Below are 19,430 nucleotides of genomic sequence, written 5' to 3'. Positions count from 1 at the left end.
CGCCGAACTCTGCAACGGCATATTCCCCCTTTCTAACTATAGACATCGATCCAGCGGCAGGTCCACCCTGACTAAAGTCTTTCTCCCCGCACCGAGGGCGCTCGGCAGGGCTGTACCGACAGGCGGTATCGACAGGCCGGATGATGTGCTACTCGAAACGATATTCCCGACTCGTCGCAACATCCGGTTGTCAGCCATGCTTCGTGATTTCTCCGTCCAAAGCCTGTTCATGGGCGTGCTGATTGCATTCGTGGGCTTTGCCAGCTCCTTTGCGGTCGTTCTGCACGGGCTTACCGGCGTCGGCGCGAACGAGGCGCAGGCGGCCTCCGGCCTGATGGCCTTGTCGATCTCGATGGGTGTCTGCGCCATCCTCGTCAGCACCGTCACGCGGCTTCCCGTCAGCATCGCCTGGTCGACGCCGGGCGCGGCCCTGCTCGCGAGTTCCGGCGTGGTGGAGGGCGGATTCAACGCCGCCGTGGGCGCCTTTCTCGTCTGCGGATTGCTGATCATCATCGCCGGCCTGTGGAAGCCGCTCGGCAGGATCGTGTCCGCCATTCCGCCGGCGCTGGCGAATGCGATGCTTGCGGGCGTGCTCCTCAGTCTCTGCTTCGCGCCGGTGAAGGCGATCGCCTTCAATCCCCTCTTCGGCCTGCCGATCGTTCTTGCCTGGGCGGTCGTCGGCAGCGTCAGCAGGCTCTATGCCGTCCCGGCCGCGCTCATCGCCTTCGTTCTTGTCGTCGCGCTTGGGGTAGACATGCCGGAGGGCGCCTTGGCCGGGCTCTCCGCCGCGCTCGTTCCGCAGGCCGAGTTCGTTTCGCCTTCCTTCAGCACCTCCGCCCTGATCAGCATCGCTCTTCCGCTTTTCATCGTCACGATGGCCTCGCAGAACATTCCCGGCATCGCGGTCCTGAAGGTGAATGACTACCACCCCGATCCGGGTCCCCTCTTCGCCACGACCGGGCTCTTCACGCTGCTGAGCGCACCTTTCGGCGGACATGCGGTCAATCTTGCGGCGATCACCGCGGCGATGTGCGCCGGCTCCGATTCCCATCCCGACCGCGCCCGCCGCTACTGGTCGGCGATCAATGCCGGCATCGCCTACGTCGTCTTCGGCCTCCTGGCCGGAGCCGTCACGACCTTCGTCAGCCTCGCGCCATCGGTGCTGATCGAGGCGGTTGCCGGCCTCGCGCTGATCGGCGCCTTCTCGAGCTCCGCAGTTGCCGCCTTCACGAATGCCGAAACGCGAGAGGCGGCCGCCATCACTTTTCTCGTCACTGCCTCGGGCGTGGGCTTCGCCGGCGTGTCCGGGGCTTTTTGGGGCCTTGTCGCGGGCGGCCTGATGCTGGCGCTGGCGCGCTTCGCCAAGGGTAAGGGGTGATGCGTGCTCGGCCTAACGCCGCGCCTTGCATTTAAGCCCGTTCTCGGCTATGGACCCCGCGTCCGCGCAGACACCCTTGGAGGCAACGCGGATGAAGCCGCCCGGCGGCTTCAGGTTTTTCCGCCTTTGACGGACGAACTCTCCAAATAACACAGAAAGGTCTACCTATGAGCGAAACTTACGAGCTCAAGGCCGAGACGCGCGATCGGGTTGGTAAGGGGTCCTCCCGTGAACTTCGCCGCAACGGTCTTATTCCGGCTGTCATCTATGGTGACAAGCAGCCCCCGCTTTCCATCGCGCTGTCCACCAAGGAGGTGACGATGAAGATCCATGCCGGCGGTTTCATGACCACCGTTGCGACGATCGACGTCAACGGCGAGAAGATCCGCGTCCTGCCGAAGGACTATCAGCTCGATCCGGTCCGCGACTTCACCATGCACGTCGATTTCCTTCGCGTTTCGAAGGGCAGCCAGGTCTCCGTTCAGGTTCCTGTTCACTTCGAAAACGAAGAGAAGTCCCCGGGCCTCAAGCAGGGCGGCGCACTGAATATCGTTCGTCACGAAGTCGAGCTGAACGTTTCCGCGGACAACATTCCGGAATCCCTGACGGTCGACCTCACCGGCCTTAAGATCGGCGACACCGTCCACATTTCGAACGTCAAGCTCCCCGCAGGCGCGACCCCGGTCATCGCCGATCGCGACTTCACGGTCGCCACGATCACCGGCCGCACGCAGGAAGCCGAACCGACTGAAGAAGCCGAGGGCGGCGAAGAAGAGGCTTGATCTCTGCTTCAAGCGGTCGCCCGATCCGGGCCGTGCCGCGCCCCGAGTGAAAGAAACCCGTCCCATTTTCGTGGGGCGGGTTTTCTTTTGAAACGGTGCACCCTCAGCTGGCGGCGAGATTGGCATTGACTCGCCTCGATGTCGGTGATTTGGGGTGGCTGCATGACTTGACGGGGCAAGGTTCGCCCCTCACCCTAACCCTCTCCCCGCCTGCGGGGAGAGGGGACCTGAGAGGGCGCGGCATACCCCTTCTCCCCGTCAGAACGGGGAGAAGGTCGCGGCAGCGGGACGAGGGGCAGGCGTGCCCGCAACCGCTCTGCATCGCCACTGCCCAGAGGCGGAGCATCAGGAGTTTGGCCGCATGCTGATCATCGCGGGACTTGGCAATCCCGGCCCGAAATATGCCGGCAACCGCCACAATATCGGCTTCATGGCCGTCGACGCCATTCAGCGGCGCCAGGGCTTTTCCGCCTGGTCGAGGAAATTCAAGTCGGAGATCTCCGAAGGAGAGATCGACGGCGAACGCGTCCTGCTGATGAAGCCGCAGACCTTCATGAACCTCTCCGGCGAAGCCCTCGGCGACGCGATGCGCTTCTACAAGCTCGCGCCGAGGGACATTGTCGTCATCTATGACGAACTGGACCTTCCCGCCGGCAAGGCCCGGATCAAGACCGGCGGCGGCCACGGCGGGCACAACGGCATCAAGTCCATCGACGCCCATTGCGGCAAGGAATACCGCCGTTTGCGGCTCGGCATCGGCCATCCGGGGGTCAAGGATCTGGTCCACGCGCATGTGCTCGGCGATTTCGCCAAGGCCGACCAGGCCTGGCTTTCGCTCCTGCTCGAGGCCATCGCCGACAATGCCGCGATGCTGGTGAAGGGCGAGGATTCGCAGCTCATGAACAAGATCGCACTGGCAACGGGAGGCAAGCCCGAGAAGGAAAAGCCCGTCGCTGTGAAGAAGCAGGCGGCGCAATCCCATATCCATCAGGCACGTACCACGGCCCAGCCGAAAAAGCTGCCGGTGACGGGCCCTATGGCCGACATGCTGAAGAAGATGTTCGGGCCGAAAGGGGATTAGGAAAAGTGGGAGCGGTTTTCCGCCCGCATCCGCTCCAACCGCGCGGGCCGCTGCCTCACTCCTCCGGCTCTGCCGTGAACAGCAGCGGAAAGCCCGCCTCCTTGCCGAGGTCGGTTGCCTCCTTGGCCTTGGTCTCCGCGACGTCCTTCGCGCACACCACCACGACCGAAGTGCCCATCTTGTGGGCCGTCATCATCACGCGGTAGCCCGCCTCCTCGCTCATGCGGAAAACGGCCTTGAGCACCATGACCACGAATTCCCGCGGCGTGAAGTCGTCATTGACGAGCAGGACCTTGTAGAGCTTCGGCCGCTCGAGCTTCGGCTTGGTCAGGCGCTTTGCGGCTACATCATTGTCGCTCATCGATAATCCGCCGTCGATGACATGAGAAAAGCGTTGGCGGCCGCGCCGGCTGCGGCGTGGCAAACCGCGCTGCGTTTTCCGCATCCAGTATTGCCAATATCGCCCTCCGATCGCGCGCATTCAAGTGAAACTCGCCTCCGGAGGCAATCGGAAATGCGCGAAAAGCTTGACCGTCCCTCTCCTTTATCCCATAGCCACGGCCAAGCAATCAGGAACGACGGGTTTCAGCCATGGGCTTCAAATGCGGTATCGTCGGGCTGCCGAATGTCGGCAAGTCCACACTCTTCAACGCGCTGACAAAGACGGCGGCGGCGCAGGCGGCGAACTATCCGTTCTGCACGATCGAGCCGAACACCGGCGAAGTCGCCGTGCCCGATCCGCGCATGCGCAAGCTCGCCGACATCGCCAAGTCGAAGGAGATCATCCCGACGCGCATCTCCTTCGTCGACATCGCCGGGCTGGTGCGCGGCGCGTCCAAGGGCGAGGGCCTCGGCAACCAGTTCCTCGCCAACATCCGCGAGGTGGATGCCGTCGTGCACGTGTTGCGCTGTTTCGAGGATGACGACATCACCCATGTCGAAGGCCGTATCCATCCGGTCGAAGACGCCGACACCATCGAGACCGAGCTGATGCTCGCGGATCTCGACAGCCTCGAACGGCGTGCCGAACAGACGCGCAAGCGTGCGACCGGCAAGGACAAGGAGTCGATGGCGCAGCTTCCCATCATGGAAGCATCGTTGAAGCTGCTGCAGGAAGGCAAGCCCGTGCGCACCCTGCTTTCCAAGCTCGACGCCGATGAGCTGCGCATTCTCCAGAGCCTCAACCTGCTCACCTCGCACCCGGTTCTCTACGTCTGCAACGTCGCCGAAAGCGACGCCGCGACCGGCAACGAGCATACGCGCGCCGTCGAGAAGATGGCCAGGGAGCAGGGCGCCGAAACGGTCGTCATTTCGGCGGCGATCGAGTCCGAAGTGGCGCAGCTGCCGGAAGAGGAAGCGAAGGAATTCCTCGCGGCGCTCGGTCTCGAGGAAGCCGGCCTCGACCGGCTGATCCGCGCCGGCTACAAGCTCCTCGATCTCATCACCTATTTCACGGTTGGACCGAAGGAGACGCGCGCCTGGACGATCCCGCGCGGCACCAAGGCGCCGCAGGCCGCCGGCGTCATCCACTCGGATTTCGAACGCGGCTTCATCCGCGCCAACACGATCGCCTATGACGACTATATCGGCTATGGCGGCGAAAACGGCGCGAAGGAGGCCGGCAAGGCTCGCGACGAAGGCAAGGAATACGTCGTCCAGGACGGCGACGTCATCCATTTCCGGTTCAATACTTAGAGCGGATGAGGAAAACCTGTGTGCGGTTTTCCTCCCGCGTCACGCGTCTCAACTTGTCAGAACCGATCACGTTCATGATTCCAGGTCGGCCCGGCCTAAAATCATCGTGATCCAGCTGCAGAACCTGCATGGGCGGCGAACGCCGGACGGCATGCCCAAAGTGTCTCGTCATGGCCGCCTTGCTACGGCCTTTGCCGGTCCGGCAATCACTCCCGCGCCGAAATAAAAGCATCAAGATCATTGACACGATCGGCTGATATGAGTCCCTTTTCGGCGGCTGCCGCCAGGGGCCTTGTTCAATTCTGTCACGGGCGGATCCTTGCGGGAAAAGTTGCCACGCACGACTTTCAGTAAGGTGATCCAATGAACAATCGACATGCGTAACCTGGAAAATCGGCCAGGCTGAAGCCACGTAAGGGCGGGCCTTTGTGAGGATGTCAGGACGCGCGGCGGCGTGAAGGAGAGAATGAGGCATGCTGTATTTCGAGGATTTCACTCAGGGCCGGCGTTTCGACTACAGCCCGGTCCTGATGCAGGCCAACGACATGATCGCCTTCGCCAGTGAGTTCGATCCGCAGCCCATGCATCTGGACGAAGAGGTCGGCAAGAGCAGCATTCTCGGCGGCCTCGCCGCTTCCGGTTGGCACACGAGCGCGGTCGGCATGCGGATGATGATCGATGCTTTTCTGGGCAATTCATCCTCGCAAGGGTCACCGGGCATCGACTTCATGGAGTGGAAGAAGCCGGTCCTTGCCGGAGATGTCCTTTCAGGCTTCAGCCTGGTCCTGGAGGCGCGCCCGTCGAAGACCAAGCCCGCGATCGGCCTCGTCAAGTTTCGCAACGAGATCGAGAACCAGAGCGGCGAAGCCGTGGCGGTTTCGGAATGCTCTGTCATGTTCAGGCGCCGCAATGGGGAGGCGCGCGCATGATGACGCTGGAGGAGCTCTACCAGGCCGGGCGAAAGGTCGTCACCGGCAGCCTGACATTCACCGCGGAGGACATCGTCCGCTTCGCCCGCGATTTCGACCCGCAACCCTTCCACGTCGATGAGGAGCAGGCGAGACAGTCGCTTTTCGGCGGCCTTTGCGCCTCCGGCTGGCATACCAGCGCCGGCTGGATGCAGTGCTTCCTGCGGTTCTGGAAGGAGGAGATCCGCCGCCTTGCAGCCGAGGGATTGCACGCGCCGAAGCTCGGCCCCTCGCCCGGGTTCAAGGAACTCAGGTGGTTGAAGCCGGTCTATGCCGGCGACACGATCACCTATGCGGTCACTCTACTGGAGGCCCGGATCGTCGCCTCGCGACCCGGCTGGCGGATCAACACGATCCTCTGCGAGGGCGAGAACCAGCACGGCGAGCCGGTCATCCGCTTCGAGAGCAAGGTCATCGAATTCGCTTGAAGGGCCGGGGCCAGCTGTTTGGTCCTAGCCTATGAACCGGTGGGCTCAATGCCCCTCGAATTCGATGAGCGTGCGCACATTGACGCCGAGCGCTTCGAGCTTCTTGCGTCCGCCGAGCTCAGGCAGATCGATGATGAAGCAGGCTGCGACGATGTCCGCACCCATCTGCTTCAGGAGCTTGGCGGCGCCTTCGGCGGTGCCGCCGGTGGCGATCAGGTCGTCGACGAGGATCACCTTGTCGCCGGGAGCGACCGCGTCCCTGTGCATTTCCATCTCGTCCACGCCGTATTCCAGACTGTAGGCGATCCGCACCGTGTCGTGCGGCAACTTTCCCTTCTTGCGAATGGGTATGAAGCCGGCCGAAAGCTGGTGCGCAATCGCGCCGCCCAGGATAAAGCCGCGCGCCTCGATGCCGGCGATCTTGTCGACCTTGGTACCGGCATAGGGATGGACGAGCTCGTCTATCGCCCGGCGGAATGCCCGCGGGTTGCCGAGCAGGGTCGTGATGTCGCGGAACATGACGCCGGGCTTCGGATAGTCCGGAATGCTTCTGATAGCGGAAATCAGTTCCGATTGAACAGCGGTCATGTGTGAATGCGGCCTTTGCTGGATCCTCTATTGTCACAGGCATAGCACCAACAAAGTGCCCGTTTACAGGATTTTCTTCGCTCGGGGTCCGGGCCGGAACAATTTGGCGAGAGCGCGGGTTGATGCTAGGCTTTTCTAGGGGAGGCTTTGCCGATTGTAGGAAGGAGGAACACCATGCGCCTATTCGAATGCGGTTCGCTCGTCCCGGGTTGCGCTTGGCACACCCGCGCTGACAATGATGCGGAAATCGTGCGCCGGGTCGTCGAGCACATGCGCGAGACTCATGGCGAGACGATCATCCGCGAAAACATGGTCGACAACATCAAGGCCCGCATCGTCGACGAAACCAAGGTCGCCTGACCGCGGCCCGAACCGGTTTCAACCCGACCGCACCATCGACTCGAGCCGGGCGACGAGGGTCGCCCGCTCGACGCTGAAGTTGCGCTCGACCCAGAAGGCTTCGAGCTCTGCCAGCACCTCCCCCACCTTAGGACCGGCGGGAATCCCCAGTTGGAGGACATCGGCACCGTTCAACGGGAAGACGGGCCGCTGCCATTTCTCCGCCCGTGCAAGGAGCCGATGAAAGGACGCGCTGTCGGCAAGGAATGCCGGATCGGTTTCGGCCTTGCGGCGCGCCGAGGCAAGTGCAAGCCTCAGCCGGACGACGATGCCTTCGGTGCCATGGCGATAGAGCTGGCGGTCGAGCGCCGCATCCGCAAGAGTAGCGGCGATTTCCGGCGCTTCGGCGAACCGGTCGAGGTAAGCGCTCTCCGCCTTCGACAGCCGCAGACGTTTGGTCATGGCCTCGAGCCGGGCGGCGTCCGGCGGGACGATCGCCGCAAGCCTCAGGAGCGGGTCCGCCCTCCAGGAGAAACTCTTCTCCGCCGCGATCAGCGCCGGGATGGCGTCGATGCCCCATTTCTCGGTCTCGGGCAGTATCTCGCTCAGGACACCCGCCTGCCGCATCCACAGGAGCGCGCGACCCGGGTCGTCGGCCGAAAGCAGCTTCTTCGTCTCCGTCCACACGCGTTCGGCGGAAAGCGTGGCGAGCTTCGCGCGGGCCTGGGCGCAGGCCCTCAGGCCCTCGGCGTCCGGACGGCCGCTGCCGTAATGCGCAAAGAAACGGAAGAAGCGAAGAATACGGAGATAATCCTCCGCCACGCGTTCGGCCGCGCTGCCGATGAAACGCACCGTCCGCGTCTCGATGTCCCCGAGGCCCCCGACATGGTCGATGATCTCGCCGTCCACACCGGCATAGAGTGCGTTGATGGTGAAGTCGCGGCGTTCCGCATCCGCTTTCCAGTCGGTCCCGAAGGCCACTTCGGCGCGACGCCCGTCGGTCGCGACGTCGCGGCGCAGGGTCGTTATCTCATAGGGAACACCTTCGATGACGAGCGTCACGGTGCCATGGTCGATTCCCGTCGGCACCGCCTTGATGCCGGCGCCCCCCGCCCGCTCGGTCACCTCCTCGGGACGCCAGGTGGTTGCCAGGTCGACATCACCGGCCGGTAAACCCATGAGGCTGTTGCGGATCGCGCCTCCGACGACCCGAACCTCGCCGCCATCGGCGTTCAACAGGTCGAAGATGCGGCGCAGATGAGGAGCCTGAAACCAGCGCTCGGCGACAATGGAAGTCATGCATAGAGCCTTTCATAGAGCATGCGGACGATCCCCGCGGTGATCCCCCAGATGTTCCTTTCGCCATAGGGCATGCGATAGAAATGGCGCTCAGCGCCCTGCCAGTGACTGCTTCCTCGTCCATGATTTCGCGGATTCATCAGGAACGACAACGGCACCTCGAACACGCTCTCCACTTCCTCCGGATTGGGCTCGAGCACGAAGCCGGGCTGAACCACCGCAAGCACCGGCGTGATGCGGAAGCCGGACATGGCCATGTAATGCGGCAGCCGCGCGACCGTCTCGACGAAACGCGGATCGAGCCCGATCTCCTCCTCGGCCTCGCGGAGCGCGGCGACTTCGATGGAGTGGTCTTCCGGATCCACCGCACCGCCCGGAAAAGCGACCTGACCGGAATGCTTGCGCAAATTCGAGGTGCGCTGGGTGAAGATGACGCTGGCGTCTTCGCCGTCGTCGACGACGGGGACGAGGACTGCGGCGTCCTTCAGATGCAGGGACTCGAGATAGGATACGATGCCCGGGTTCAGCAGGAAGTCGCCGTGATCGCGCCAGGAAGTCTCGATCGGCCCCCCCGCCTGCTGCAGCGCGCGGCGACGGAATTCGTCGGCGGAGTATGGGTGACTGCTCATCGGGACAAAGCTTCCAGCTCGGCCGCGGGCATGATCGGGAAGATCGCTCCGGCCGATTTGACGCAGAACATCTCCACCCCTTCCACCGCGATGGTCTCGCCGAGCTCGACGATGTCGTACATCACCGGTCGCGAGACGAGCGCTTCCAGCCGCCCGCGCACATGGAGATAGGGTTTGAGTTCGCGATTGTCGCCGTGGATGACGAAGCGCAAGGGATGCTCCGGCCCCGCCTCCACCACGTCGCCGACATTCGTGCGGAAGGTCAGCACCCTGTCGCCGTCCTTCTCGGTCACGCTCATCTCGACGGCGATGAACGGCGCGTCGGCGACCCGGATGCCGACCTTTTCCACAGGCGTGACGAGGTAGGTCTTGCCGTCGTCGTCCTTGCGAAGCACGGTCGAGAACAGCCTCACCAGCGGCTGGCGGCCGATCGGCGTGCCCATGTAGAACCAGGTTCCATCGCCCCGGATTTCCATGTCGATGTCGCCGCAGAACGGCGGATTCCAGCGGTCGACCGGCGGCAACCCTCTCGCCTCGCCGCCCGTCTGCCCGGCAGCGCGTGCGATCAGCGCCGCCAGGCCGGCCGCATCGCCCGTTTGCTGAATCTTGGCTTCTGCCATCGTTCCGTCCCGTTTGGTCTCGATCTTGCGTCCGAAGCATGACGCCGTTGCCTGCTGCATGTTCCCTTGATCACAGCCGATCGAGGACAAAGCATGCAGCAGTTAAAAATGCTACAGCAAGCCTTGCGCGTCTGATAAGACGCGGCGCTGTAGCGTCGGGTATGCACCACAAGCTCGCTTCGGCGCATATGTCCGCATTCGCGCCTGGAACGCAATGTTTCAGGCTTTGGTGTCAAGCTCACGAGATAGTGCGACGGCGGCGGCTTGTCAGCCGCCCCGCGGGGTCTAAATTGAAAAACAGGAACTGGACAGCCGGCATCGGCGATCGATCCAGAAGCGGACGACCGGGAGACTTGCAATGAGTGTAATGAGAGGCGCGACCGAACTGGCCGACGAAAAGGCGATCGTCGCCGCAGCCGAGGCGGCGCTCGGAGAGATCGCGCTGGTCCGCGCCGAGATCGGCAAGGTCATTTTCGGTCAGGAGAGCGTCGTGGAACAGACGCTGCTCGCGGTACTTTCCGGCGGACACGCGCTGCTTGTCGGCGTTCCGGGGCTCGCCAAGACCAAGCTCGTCGCCACGCTCGGCACCGTTCTCGGGCTCGACAACAGCCGCATTCAGTTCACGCCCGACCTTATGCCTTCCGATATCCTGGGTTCGGAGGTGATGGACCAGGACGCGGCCGGTCATCGCTCCTTCCGCTTCATTCCTGGCCCGATCTTCACGCAGCTCCTGATGGCCGACGAGATCAACCGCGCCTCGCCGCGCACGCAGTCGGCCCTGCTGCAGGCGATGCAGGAGTATCACATCACCATCGCGGGCGACCGCAAGGACCTGCCACAGCCGTTCCACGTGCTCGCAACCCAGAACCCGCTGGAGCAGGAGGGCACCTATCCGCTGCCCGAAGCCCAGCTCGACCGTTTCCTGATGCAGGTCGATGTCGGCTACCCCGAGCTTGCTGCCGAAAGACAGATCCTGCTGGAGACGACCGGCCTCGCAGAAACCGAGGCGCGGCCGGTGATCGACGCAGGCCGCCTGCAGCAGGTCCAGGGGCTGATCCGTCAGATGCCTGTCGGCGAGAAGGTGGTCGACGCCATTCTGGCGCTGGTACGTTCCGCACGCCCCGGCAACGGCAATGCCGACACCGACAAGAATGTTGCCTGGGGACCGGGTCCGCGCGCCGGACAGGCGCTCATGCTCTGCGCCCGCGCCCGCGCGCTCTACGACGGGCGGCTTGCCCCTTCGATCGACGACGTCCTTGCGCTCGCCGAGCCGGTTCTCCAGCACCGCATGGCGCTGACCTTCGCCGCCCGCGCCGAGGGCATGTCGGTGCGCGACGTCATCGCCGACCTGGTGAAGCGGGCCAAGGGCTGACGCATGGCCTCGATCGGGCACATTGTCGCGCGTACCCCGTCCGGTGAGGTCCTGTCGCGCGCGCAGCAGCGCGCGATGCTCGTGCCAGACTGTCTCGTCGAAGCGCGCAGGATCGCCAACACGGTAATCACCGGCTGGCACGGCCGGCGCAAGCGCGGCATCGGCGAGAACTTCTGGCAGTTCCGCCCTTACAGCGACGGCGAGAGCCTTTCGCGCATCGACTGGCGCCGCTCCGCCAAGGACGACCACACCTATGTTCGCGACCGCGAATGGGAGGCAGCGCACACGATCTGGCTCTGGGCCGATCTCTCGCCCTCGATGATGTACAAATCGACGCTCGGCGCCGTTTCGAAGGAAAGCCGCGCTCTGGTGCTGATGCTGGCGCTTGCCGAAATTCTCGCCCGTTCCGGCGAGCGAATCGGCTGCCCCGGCGTGATGGAGCCGGTTTCGGCACGCAATGCCGCCGAGCGGCTGGCAACCGCAATCATGCATAGTCCGCTTTCGGAGGGCCTGCCCGATACCGGGATGATACGCGGCGCCAGCGACCTGGTTCTGATCGGCGATTTTCTCGACCCGGCCGACCGGGTGATGGAACGACTTGGACCACTCGCCCGCCGGGGCCTGCGAGGCCATGTCGTGGAGATCGCCGATCCGGCGGAGGAAGTCTTCCCCTATGCCGGCAGAACCGAGTTCACCGACCCCGAAACCGGCGAGAAGCTGACCGCGGGGCGCGCCGAGATCCTGCGCGAGGATTACCAGCGTGCCTATCGCGCCCGCCGCGACAGCCTGGGCACGAGCCTGCGCCATCTCGGCTGGACCTTCATTCCGCACAGAACCGATCGGGCGGCGTCGGAAGCTCTGGTCGCGGTGCATATGCATCTTTCAGGCATGCCGGGCCGAGCCGTCCATGGGGGGCTCTCATGATCGGCGGCCTCTCCTTCATTTTTGCCAACCCCGCCATTCTGGCAGCACTCGTGGCACTGCCGGTGATCTGGTGGCTGCTGCGCATGACGCCCCCGAGACCTGCGGCCGAAATCTTCCCGCCGCTGCGCATCCTGGCCTCGGTGATGAAGCGCGAGGAGACGCCCTCGAAAAGCCCCTGGTGGCTGACCCTTCTCAGGATGCTGATGGCCGCCGCCGTCATCTTCGCGATCGCCGACCCCGTCTTCAACCCGCGCAGCAATACGCTCGCGACCTCCGGGCCGCTGGCGCTGCTGATCGACAACAGTTGGGCAACGGCACCCGACTGGGAGCGGCGTGTCGAAGCCGCCTCGGCGCTGATCGACGATGCCGAGGCGAAGGATGTTGCGGTTTCTATCGTCTTCACCGGAGAGCGCCAGCACGACGCGACGCCCGGATCGGCGAGCACTGCGCGCAACCGGCTGGCGGCGGCGAGACCCGAACCGCTGCCTGCCGACCGCGGTTCCGCAATCGCGGCCTTGCAGGCGGCCTTCGAAGACGCTCCTCCCGGAACGGTCGCCTTCCTCACCGACGGCATCGAAGGGGGCGACGGCAAGACGATGGAGGCACTGGCCGGGATCGGCGCGGCCGGCCTCAAGGTGATCGAAGCGGACGGCAGCGAGGCCGTGGCACTCACCGCGACAAGCAACGAGTCCGGCGGCATGTCGGTGACGGCGAGCCGGCTGAAGACCGACGACGGCCGTTCCTTTCCCATCGTTGCCTTCGATACCCGCGGCCGTGCGATCGCCAGTGGTACGATCGATTTCGCACCCGGCGCAGCGACCGCCAAGGGGATGATCGAGGCCCCGTTCGAACTGCGCAACGACTTCGCCCGCATCGGCATCGAAGGAGCCGCGACTGCCGGCGCCCAGCATCTCCTCGACGACGGCTTCCGCCGCCGTCGCGTGGCTCTGTTGAGCGGCGAGGCACGTGACCTGTCGCAGCCGCTGCTCTCGCCGCTCTACTATATCAATCGGGCGCTCGCCCCCTATGCCGATCTCGTCGAGCCCCGCCAGAGCGATCTTGCCGTTGCGATTCCGGAGCTTCTGGAGCAGCGTCCCTCGGTTCTGATCATGGCCGACATCGGCCGGCTGCCGGAAGAGACCTACCCCCTGCTTGCGAAATGGATCGACAATGGCGGCACGCTGATCCGCTTCGCCGGCCCCCGGCTGGCAGCCGCACCTGCCGACGATCCGCTCGTCCCGGTCACCCTTCGCCAGGGCGAACGGGCGCTCGGCGGCGCGCTCTCCTGGTCCGAACCGCAGCCGCTCGCCGATTATCCCGGCAACAGCCCCTTCGCCGGCATGGCCCGCCCCACCGACATTCTCGTCAAGCGGCAGGTTCTGGCCGAACCGACAGCCGATCTGGCGGAGCGCACATGGGCAAACCTCGCCGACGGCACACCGCTGGTCACGACTGCGACACGCGGGGCGGGCCGCATCGTGCTCTTTCACGTCAGCGCCGAGGCCACATGGTCGAACCTGCCGATCTCGGGCCATTTCGTCGAGATGCTCCGCCGCAGCGTTCAGCTTTCGCGCGGCGGCGGTATCGCCAGCGACGGCAAGGCCGTGAAGGCGCAGACCTTGCCGCCCTACCGGCTTCTGAACGCCGATGGCGTGCTCGTCGCCGAAACGGGCAATGCCCGTCCCCTCGACATCGTGCCCGGCAAGGCACCGGTCGCGACAGCCGACAATCCTCCGGGGCTCTACGGCTCCGAGGACGGCTTCACGGCGCTCAATCTCTTACCGCGCGACGCCGAGCTCAAGCGGATCGACATGACCACCGCCGGCCCCCATACCTCCGAGCGGCTGGCCGGTGCGGAAAGCTGGTCGCTGAAGCCGGCGCTGATGACGCTCGCCCTCCTGCTGCTGCTCGCGGACGCCCTGATCGTTCTCTTCATGGGTGGCGTCTTTTCACGCGCTCGGATGGCAAGGGCCACTTCGGCAATCATCATAGTCCTCGCCGGAACCTTCTCCCTCGCCCCGCCGCAGGCCTATGCCGACGACGCGCGTCCGGACGACCAGCGCATCCTCGAGCGGCTGGACACCACGCACCTCGCCTATGTGGTCACCGGCGAGGAAGAGGTGGACCGCCTTTCCGAAGACGGGCTGAGAGGCCTTACCGACTTCCTGACCTATCGCACCACGCTCGAGCCCGGCGCGCCCGTCGGCCTCGACATCTCCAAGGACGAATTGAGCCTCTACCCCATCATCTACTGGCCGATTTCCGCCAGCGCGCCCATGCCGAGCCCGCAAGCCGTCAGCCGAATCGATGCCTATATGCGGGCGGGCGGCACGGTGCTGTTCGACACGCGCGATCAGTTTTCCTCGCTCGGCTCTTCATCGAACGGCACCAGCGCGAACACCGAACGTCTCCAGGCGATCCTCGGCAATCTCGACATACCGCCGCTGGAGCCGGTTCCGGCCGACCATGTCCTGACCAAGGCCTTCTATCTGCTGACGAATTTTCCCGGCCGATATACCGGCAGCCCCCTCTGGATCGAATCCCAGCTCGATAGTCGCGAGGAACCGAGCAACCGGCCGGCGCGACCGGGCGACGGGGTGACGCCGATCATCATCACCGGCAACGACTTTGCCGGTGCATGGGCAGTGGATTCGAATGGAGTCGCACTGCTGCCGACCGTGCCGCCGGACGAAATGCAGCGCGAATACGCCTTTCGCTCCGGTGTCAACATCATGATGTACATGCTGACCGGCAACTACAAGGCCGACCAGGTGCACGTGCCCGCCCTGCTCGAGCGGCTCGGACAATGAGGACCCGGCGATGACAATCGATTTCTCGCCGCTTCTCGCCTGGCCCTATCTCGCGGCACTGACGCTTGTCGCAGCCGTTCTGGCGGCACTCGGCATCTGGCGCGGCGTTCGCGGAGCCTGGATCAGGGCGGCGGCGCTTGCCGCATTCTGCCTTGCGCTTGCAAATCCCGTCCTCTTCCAAGAGGAGCGCGAACCCCTCTCCACCATTGTCGCCGTCGTTGTCGACCGCAGCCAGAGCCAGGAGAACGGTGACCGCCGCGCGCAGACGGACCAGGCGCTCGAAGGTCTCAAGGAACGCCTTTCCCGTTTCCCCCAGATCGAGGCGCGCATCGTCGAAGCCGCCGACGGCGAGGAAACCGAGGCGCCCTCGACCAGGCTCTTCGGCGCCCTGACAACGGCGCTTGCAGACGTGCCGCCCGCCCGTGTCGGCGGCGCCATCTTCATTACCGACGGCCAGATCCACGACGTGCCGGATGTCAACCAGAAGCTCGGCTTCGATGCACCCGTCCACGCCCTGATCAGCGGCAAGCCGGACGAGTTCGACCGGCGCATCGAAATCGTCAGCGCCCCCCGCTTCGGCATCGTCGGCGAACAGCAGAGAATGACCTTCCGGGTCGTGGACGACGGCGCGGCTCCCGGCGGCAGCGCCGAGGTGACGATCCGCCTGAACGGCAACGAGATCGCCACGGAGCAGGCGGAGCCCGGCACGGACGTTCCGTTTACCTTTACCGTACCGCGCGGCGGCAACAACATCCTCGAATTCGCCGTCAATCCGGTTGCCGGCGAAGTGACGGAGACGAACAACCGCGCCGTCCATGTGCTCGACGGCATCCGCGAAAATCTTCGCGTGCTCCTCGTTTCCGGAGAGCCGCATGCGGGCGAGCGCGCCTGGCGCAACCTCCTGAAATCCGACGCCGCGGTCGATCTCGTCCATTTCACCATTCTGCGGCCGCCGGAGAAACAGGACGGCACGCCGATCAACGAACTCTCGCTCATCGCCTTCCCGACGCGGGAGCTTTTCGTCGACAAGATCAGCGAATTCGACCTCATCATCTTCGATCGCTACCAGCATCGTGGCGTGCTGCCGATCCTCTATTACGACAACATAGCCCAATACGTGCAGAACGGTGGAGCGTTGCTGATCGCCGCCGGGCCGGAGCACGCCGGCGACGATTCGATCGCCGCGACCCCGCTTGCGGCGGTGCTGCCGGCAACGCCGACCGGCGTCATGAACGAGAAGGCGTTCTTCCCCCGGCTCTCGGAGGAAGGAAAGAAGCATCCGGTCACCCGCGGGCTCGAAGGGGCAGCGGACGAACCGCCGGCCTGGGGCCGCTGGTTCCGTACCGTCGATGTGGACAGGCCGCTCGGCCAGACGGTGATGGAAGCGGCAGACGGCAAGCCGCTGCTGGTCCTCAACCGCGTCGGCAAGGGGCGTGTCGCCATGCTGCTCTCCGACCAGGGTTGGCTGTGGGCGCGCGGCTTCGAAGGGGGTGGGCCGCATGTCTCGCTCTATCGCCGCACGGCGCATTGGCTGATGCAGGAACCGGCGCTCGAAGAGGAGGCGCTTACCGCCCGCGCGATGGGCCGGACGCTCGAGATCACGCGCCAGACGATCGAAGGAGATCCCGGCCAGGCAACCCTCACCTATCCTTCCGGCCGGACCCAGGAAGTCACGCTCACGGAAGGCGAGCCGGGGCTCTACAAGGCTGAGGTCGAGACCAATGAAATCGGCCTCTTCGAAGTTGCCAACGACGAACTGACGACGCTCGTCCATGTCGGCAACGTCGATGCGCCCGAATTCAAGGCGGCGATTTCCACGGAAGAGAAGATCGAACCCTGGGCGGAGAAGACGAAGGGCCTGGTCCGCCGTCTGGCGAGCGCCGACGGACCGGTCGACCTCCCGTCTATCCTCCCGGTTCGCGGCGCCGTCCGCGTCGCCGACGATCAACGCCTGTCGCTGCGCATGACCGACGAGACGGTGCTGAAAGGCATCGATTCTCTTTCGCTTTTCGCGGGGCTCTTCGGCCTGGCGGCACTGCTCTTCCTCATCTCGGCTACCTGGTATCGCGAGGGCCGGTAAACGCCGGCGAGGTATCAGGCAGCCGCCCCTTGCGCCTCCGCGCGCGCGGTGAGGCAGGTGGCGCCGTCATCCCGCCAGGCGATCATGCCTTCAAGCCGCGCGTGAACGTCCGGCGCGACCGGCACGACGAGAACCCTCGCCGGATCGACGGGACCCGGGAATTGGAGCGCGCCATGGCGCACCTTCTCGAAACCGAGCGGCTGGTAATAGGGCGGATCGCCGACGAGGATAACCGCTTCGGAGCCCTTCCGGCGCGCCGCTTCGACTGCAATGCGGACGAGTTCCCGGCCGATGCCCTGGTTCTTGTGCGAGGGCCGGACGGCAAGTGGGCCGAGCAGATGTCCTTTCACCGAGCCGGCGGTCACCGGCGTCATCCGGACCGATGCGATCGTTTCGCCATTATCGGCGCAGATGAAGGAGAGCGCCCGGTCATGGGGTCCCTGCTCGCGAATCCGCGCGGCGGCGCGGGTGAAGCGACCCGGCCCGAAGGCCTCTTCATTGATGATTTCGATGGCTGCGTCGTGGGATGCGTCTTCGGTCAGATAGACGAGATCGTGCTTTTTCATGTGTCGAGAACCGGCATGCGAACGGACATGGAGGATGGCTCGCCCCGAATGGGCGTTTGCAGCATCAGCGTCGTCGCAGGCTTCCCGACAGGATCATGGTGGTGATCGTTTCCCAGATGAAAGAGCTACCTTTTCGCCGATAGCAGAAAAACGCCGCCAGTCAAAGGGTAAAACGCACTGTTCGGAATTTCACATCTATCGGCCGCGGTTCTCAGCACTAATTATGGCGTCAGCAAACGATCGAAAGGAGTTGGCCCATGGGTAGGCTGGTGAATGGCGTCTGGCAGGATGTCTGGTACGACACGCGTGCAACGAACGGTCACTTCAAGCGCAGTGAATCGCAGTTCCGCAACTGGATCACTGCAGATGGATCGCCCGGCCCTTCCGGCGAAGGCGGCTTCGAGGCCGAAGCGGGCCGCTATCATCTCTACGTGTCCCTTGCCTGCCCCTGGGCGCACCGCACGCTGATCTTCCGCAAGCTCAAGAAGCTCGAAGACCTCATCTCGCTTTCCGTCGTCGACCCGCTGATGCTGGCCAACGGCTGGGAATTCAAGGGCGAAGAGCGTGGGGGAGAGGATCGTGGGGGCGAGAACGGCGGCACCGCCGATCACCTCTTCGGCTCGCGCATGCTCTGGGAAGTCTATCTGCGCGCCGACCCGGTCTATTCCGGCCGGGTGACGGTGCCGGTCCTCTGGGACAAGCGGAAGAACACGATCGTCTCGAACGAGTCCGCCGAAATCATCCGCATGTTCAACTCGGCCTTCGATCGTCTGACAGGCTCGACGGAAGACTTCTGCCCGCAGGAACTGCGGCCGGAAATCGACGCGCTCAACGCGCGCATCTACGACGCGGTCAACAACGGGGTCTACAAGGCCGGCTTCGCAACCAGCCAGGCGGCGTATGAGGAGAGCGTCACCGCCCTCTTCGCCATGCTGGACGAACTGGAGAACCGCCTCGCGTCCAAGCGCTATCTCACGGGAGACCGCCTGACCGAAGCCGATTGGCGGCTGTTCACGACTCTCGTCCGTTTCGATCCGGTCTATGTCGGCCATTTCAAATGCAACATCCGCCGCATTGCGGACTATCCGAACCTATACGGCTATCTGCGCGAGCTCTACCAGGTGCCGGGAGTCGCCGAGACGGTGAATATGCACCACATCAAGGCGCATTATTACCGCAGCCATACGACGATCAATCCCACGGGCATCGTGCCGGTGGGGCCGGCGCTCGACCTTGAAGCGCCGCACGGGCGGGATAGCCTTTGAACCAGGATGAGAGAAAATGGAGCTAGCCGCTTGTCCCTTCGCCCCGCTTGCGGGGAGAAGGTGCCGGCAGGCGGATGAGGGGGCGATCCGACGCGATCAGTCGCCTACCAGAACCTATCCGGCACTACGTCTCCCGCAAGCTCCGCCAGCCGGCGCCGGGTTGCAGGGGTCGTGTCCGCCGGAAGGTCGTCGAGCGGAAAGAAGCCCGCCGCGGCGATTTCGAGATCCGCACGCTTCGGCCGCTCCTGGCGGACATTATCGCAGCGGAAGAAGATGACGTGATCGCGTTTGCTGGTGCGCCGGTTGTAGTAGACCTGAAAGAGCAGCGGTGCCGTCGTCAGCACGAGGTTGCCCTCCTCCCTGAGCTCGCGGGCAAGGCCCTCCACCGCCGTCTCGTTGCGGTCGAGTCCGCCGCCGGGAAGATGCCAGCCCGGCAGATAGGAATGCCTTACGAGAAAGACCCGCCCCTCATCGTCGAAACAGGCAGCCCGCACGCCGAGCGTCATGCCGCGCGCCAGGGCGAAATAAACATGGGCAAACCGCGTCAGAAAGCGGAGCCGCCAGGAGGGCATCTCCGGCCCGCGGCTCTCGTCCATACGCCTTCTC

Annotated in this window: 19 protein-coding genes; 12 read left to right on the top strand and 7 right to left on the bottom strand. The window is 64.5% G+C overall.

Features of this window, described 5'->3' with window-relative positions:
• Positions 1-196 precede the first annotated feature (196 nt).
• The 3 genes from M1D43_RS01240 (at position 197) to pth (ending at position 3,241) form a co-directional block, all read left to right on the top strand.
• Complete coding sequence (locus M1D43_RS01240; RefSeq protein ID WP_153314678.1) at positions 197-1,378, top strand: benzoate/H(+) symporter BenE family transporter; 1,182 nt, start codon at positions 197-199, stop codon at positions 1,376-1,378.
• A gap of 167 nt (positions 1,379-1,545) precedes the next feature.
• Entirely contained in the window at positions 1,546-2,160 is a 615-nt protein-coding gene (locus tag M1D43_RS01235) for a 50S ribosomal protein L25/general stress protein Ctc (RefSeq protein ID WP_153314679.1), read from the top strand.
• Between the two features lie 361 nt (positions 2,161-2,521).
• The gene (gene pth, locus M1D43_RS01230) at positions 2,522-3,241 is read left to right on the top strand and encodes an aminoacyl-tRNA hydrolase (RefSeq protein ID WP_153314681.1); all 720 of its coding nucleotides are present in this window, start codon (positions 2,522-2,524) and stop codon (positions 3,239-3,241) included.
• A 55-nt stretch (positions 3,242-3,296) separates the two neighbouring features.
• Here the strand turns inward: pth and clpS are convergent, their stop codons facing one another.
• The gene (clpS, locus tag M1D43_RS01225; protein ID WP_003534512.1) at positions 3,297-3,602 is read right to left on the bottom strand and encodes an ATP-dependent Clp protease adapter ClpS; all 306 of its coding nucleotides are present in this window, start codon (positions 3,600-3,602) and stop codon (positions 3,297-3,299) included.
• A gap of 230 nt (positions 3,603-3,832) precedes the next feature.
• Here clpS and ychF point away from each other — a divergent pair, with 230 nt between their 5' ends.
• The 3 genes from ychF to M1D43_RS01210 all read left to right on the top strand — a co-directional run bounded on the left by ychF (position 3,833) and on the right by M1D43_RS01210 (position 6,332).
• Complete coding sequence (gene ychF / locus M1D43_RS01220; RefSeq protein ID WP_010969876.1) at positions 3,833-4,936, top strand: redox-regulated ATPase YchF; 1,104 nt, start codon at positions 3,833-3,835, stop codon at positions 4,934-4,936.
• A 473-nt stretch (positions 4,937-5,409) separates the two neighbouring features.
• Positions 5,410-5,865 (top strand): MaoC family dehydratase, encoded by a 456-nt coding sequence (locus tag M1D43_RS01215; RefSeq protein WP_153314684.1) that lies wholly within the window; start codon positions 5,410-5,412, stop codon positions 5,863-5,865.
• The gene (locus M1D43_RS01210; RefSeq protein WP_010969877.1) at positions 5,862-6,332 is read left to right on the top strand and encodes a MaoC family dehydratase; all 471 of its coding nucleotides are present in this window, start codon (positions 5,862-5,864) and stop codon (positions 6,330-6,332) included. Before M1D43_RS01215 ends, M1D43_RS01210 begins: the two co-directional genes overlap by 4 nt.
• A gap of 45 nt (positions 6,333-6,377) precedes the next feature.
• Here the strand turns inward: M1D43_RS01210 and M1D43_RS01205 are convergent, their stop codons facing one another.
• On the bottom strand, positions 6,378-6,920 hold the full coding sequence (locus tag M1D43_RS01205) for an adenine phosphoribosyltransferase (protein ID WP_028010466.1): 543 nt from the start codon (positions 6,918-6,920) through the stop codon (positions 6,378-6,380).
• Between the two features lie 174 nt (positions 6,921-7,094).
• On the opposite strand from M1D43_RS01205, the gene M1D43_RS01200 reads away from it, so the two are divergent.
• Positions 7,095-7,280, top strand: coding sequence for a DUF1059 domain-containing protein (locus tag M1D43_RS01200; protein WP_003534500.1), 186 nt, complete (start codon positions 7,095-7,097; stop codon positions 7,278-7,280).
• Positions 7,281-7,298: 18 nt separating this feature from the next.
• On the opposite strand, the gene M1D43_RS01195 is transcribed toward M1D43_RS01200, so the two are convergent.
• From M1D43_RS01195 to M1D43_RS01185, 3 genes are read right to left on the bottom strand one after another with little or no spacing between them, the layout of a single operon-like run.
• Entirely contained in the window at positions 7,299-8,558 is a 1,260-nt protein-coding gene (locus M1D43_RS01195; protein WP_153314686.1) for a CCA tRNA nucleotidyltransferase, read from the bottom strand.
• A complete protein-coding gene (locus tag M1D43_RS01190) occupies positions 8,555-9,187 on the bottom strand; it encodes a CoA pyrophosphatase (protein WP_010969880.1) in 633 nt (210 codons plus the stop codon). The genes M1D43_RS01195 and M1D43_RS01190 overlap by 4 nt, the downstream gene beginning before the upstream one ends.
• Positions 9,184-9,807 (bottom strand): DUF1285 domain-containing protein, encoded by a 624-nt coding sequence (locus tag M1D43_RS01185; RefSeq protein ID WP_153314688.1) that lies wholly within the window; start codon positions 9,805-9,807, stop codon positions 9,184-9,186. The genes M1D43_RS01190 and M1D43_RS01185 overlap by 4 nt, the downstream gene beginning before the upstream one ends.
• Before the next feature lie 358 nt (positions 9,808-10,165).
• On the opposite strand from M1D43_RS01185, the gene M1D43_RS01180 reads away from it, so the two are divergent.
• Genes M1D43_RS01180 through M1D43_RS01165 form a run of 4 tightly spaced genes read left to right on the top strand, consistent with a single transcriptional unit; the run spans position 10,166 to position 16,993 of the window.
• The gene (locus M1D43_RS01180; protein ID WP_013844747.1) at positions 10,166-11,179 is read left to right on the top strand and encodes an AAA family ATPase; all 1,014 of its coding nucleotides are present in this window, start codon (positions 10,166-10,168) and stop codon (positions 11,177-11,179) included.
• 3 nt (positions 11,180-11,182) lie between these two features.
• Positions 11,183-12,103, top strand: coding sequence for a DUF58 domain-containing protein (locus M1D43_RS01175; protein ID WP_153313325.1), 921 nt, complete (start codon positions 11,183-11,185; stop codon positions 12,101-12,103).
• Complete coding sequence (locus M1D43_RS01170) at positions 12,100-14,913, top strand: DUF4159 domain-containing protein (protein WP_153313324.1); 2,814 nt, start codon at positions 12,100-12,102, stop codon at positions 14,911-14,913. The genes M1D43_RS01175 and M1D43_RS01170 overlap by 4 nt, the downstream gene beginning before the upstream one ends.
• Positions 14,914-14,923: 10 nt before the next feature.
• Positions 14,924-16,993 carry a membrane protein gene (locus M1D43_RS01165; RefSeq protein ID WP_010969885.1) on the top strand — a complete coding sequence of 690 codons (2,070 nt, stop codon included), beginning with the start codon at positions 14,924-14,926 and terminating at the stop codon, positions 16,991-16,993.
• Positions 16,994-17,007: 14 nt separating this feature from the next.
• Here the strand turns inward: M1D43_RS01165 and M1D43_RS01160 are convergent, their stop codons facing one another.
• Positions 17,008-17,559 (bottom strand): GNAT family N-acetyltransferase, encoded by a 552-nt coding sequence (locus tag M1D43_RS01160; protein WP_027992906.1) that lies wholly within the window; start codon positions 17,557-17,559, stop codon positions 17,008-17,010.
• 257 nt (positions 17,560-17,816) lie between these two features.
• On the opposite strand from M1D43_RS01160, the gene M1D43_RS01155 reads away from it, so the two are divergent.
• Positions 17,817-18,824 (top strand): glutathione S-transferase family protein, encoded by a 1,008-nt coding sequence (locus M1D43_RS01155; RefSeq protein WP_027992907.1) that lies wholly within the window; start codon positions 17,817-17,819, stop codon positions 18,822-18,824.
• A gap of 104 nt (positions 18,825-18,928) precedes the next feature.
• On the opposite strand, the gene M1D43_RS01150 is transcribed toward M1D43_RS01155, so the two are convergent.
• Complete coding sequence (locus tag M1D43_RS01150; RefSeq protein ID WP_003534456.1) at positions 18,929-19,420, bottom strand: NUDIX domain-containing protein; 492 nt, start codon at positions 19,418-19,420, stop codon at positions 18,929-18,931.
• Positions 19,421-19,430 lie beyond the last annotated feature (10 nt).

It is taken from the genome of Ensifer sp. R1-3 (assembly GCF_056739175.1).
The sequence above is the reverse complement of the archived record's forward strand: the minus strand, read 5'-3'. Positions and strand labels throughout refer to the sequence as shown.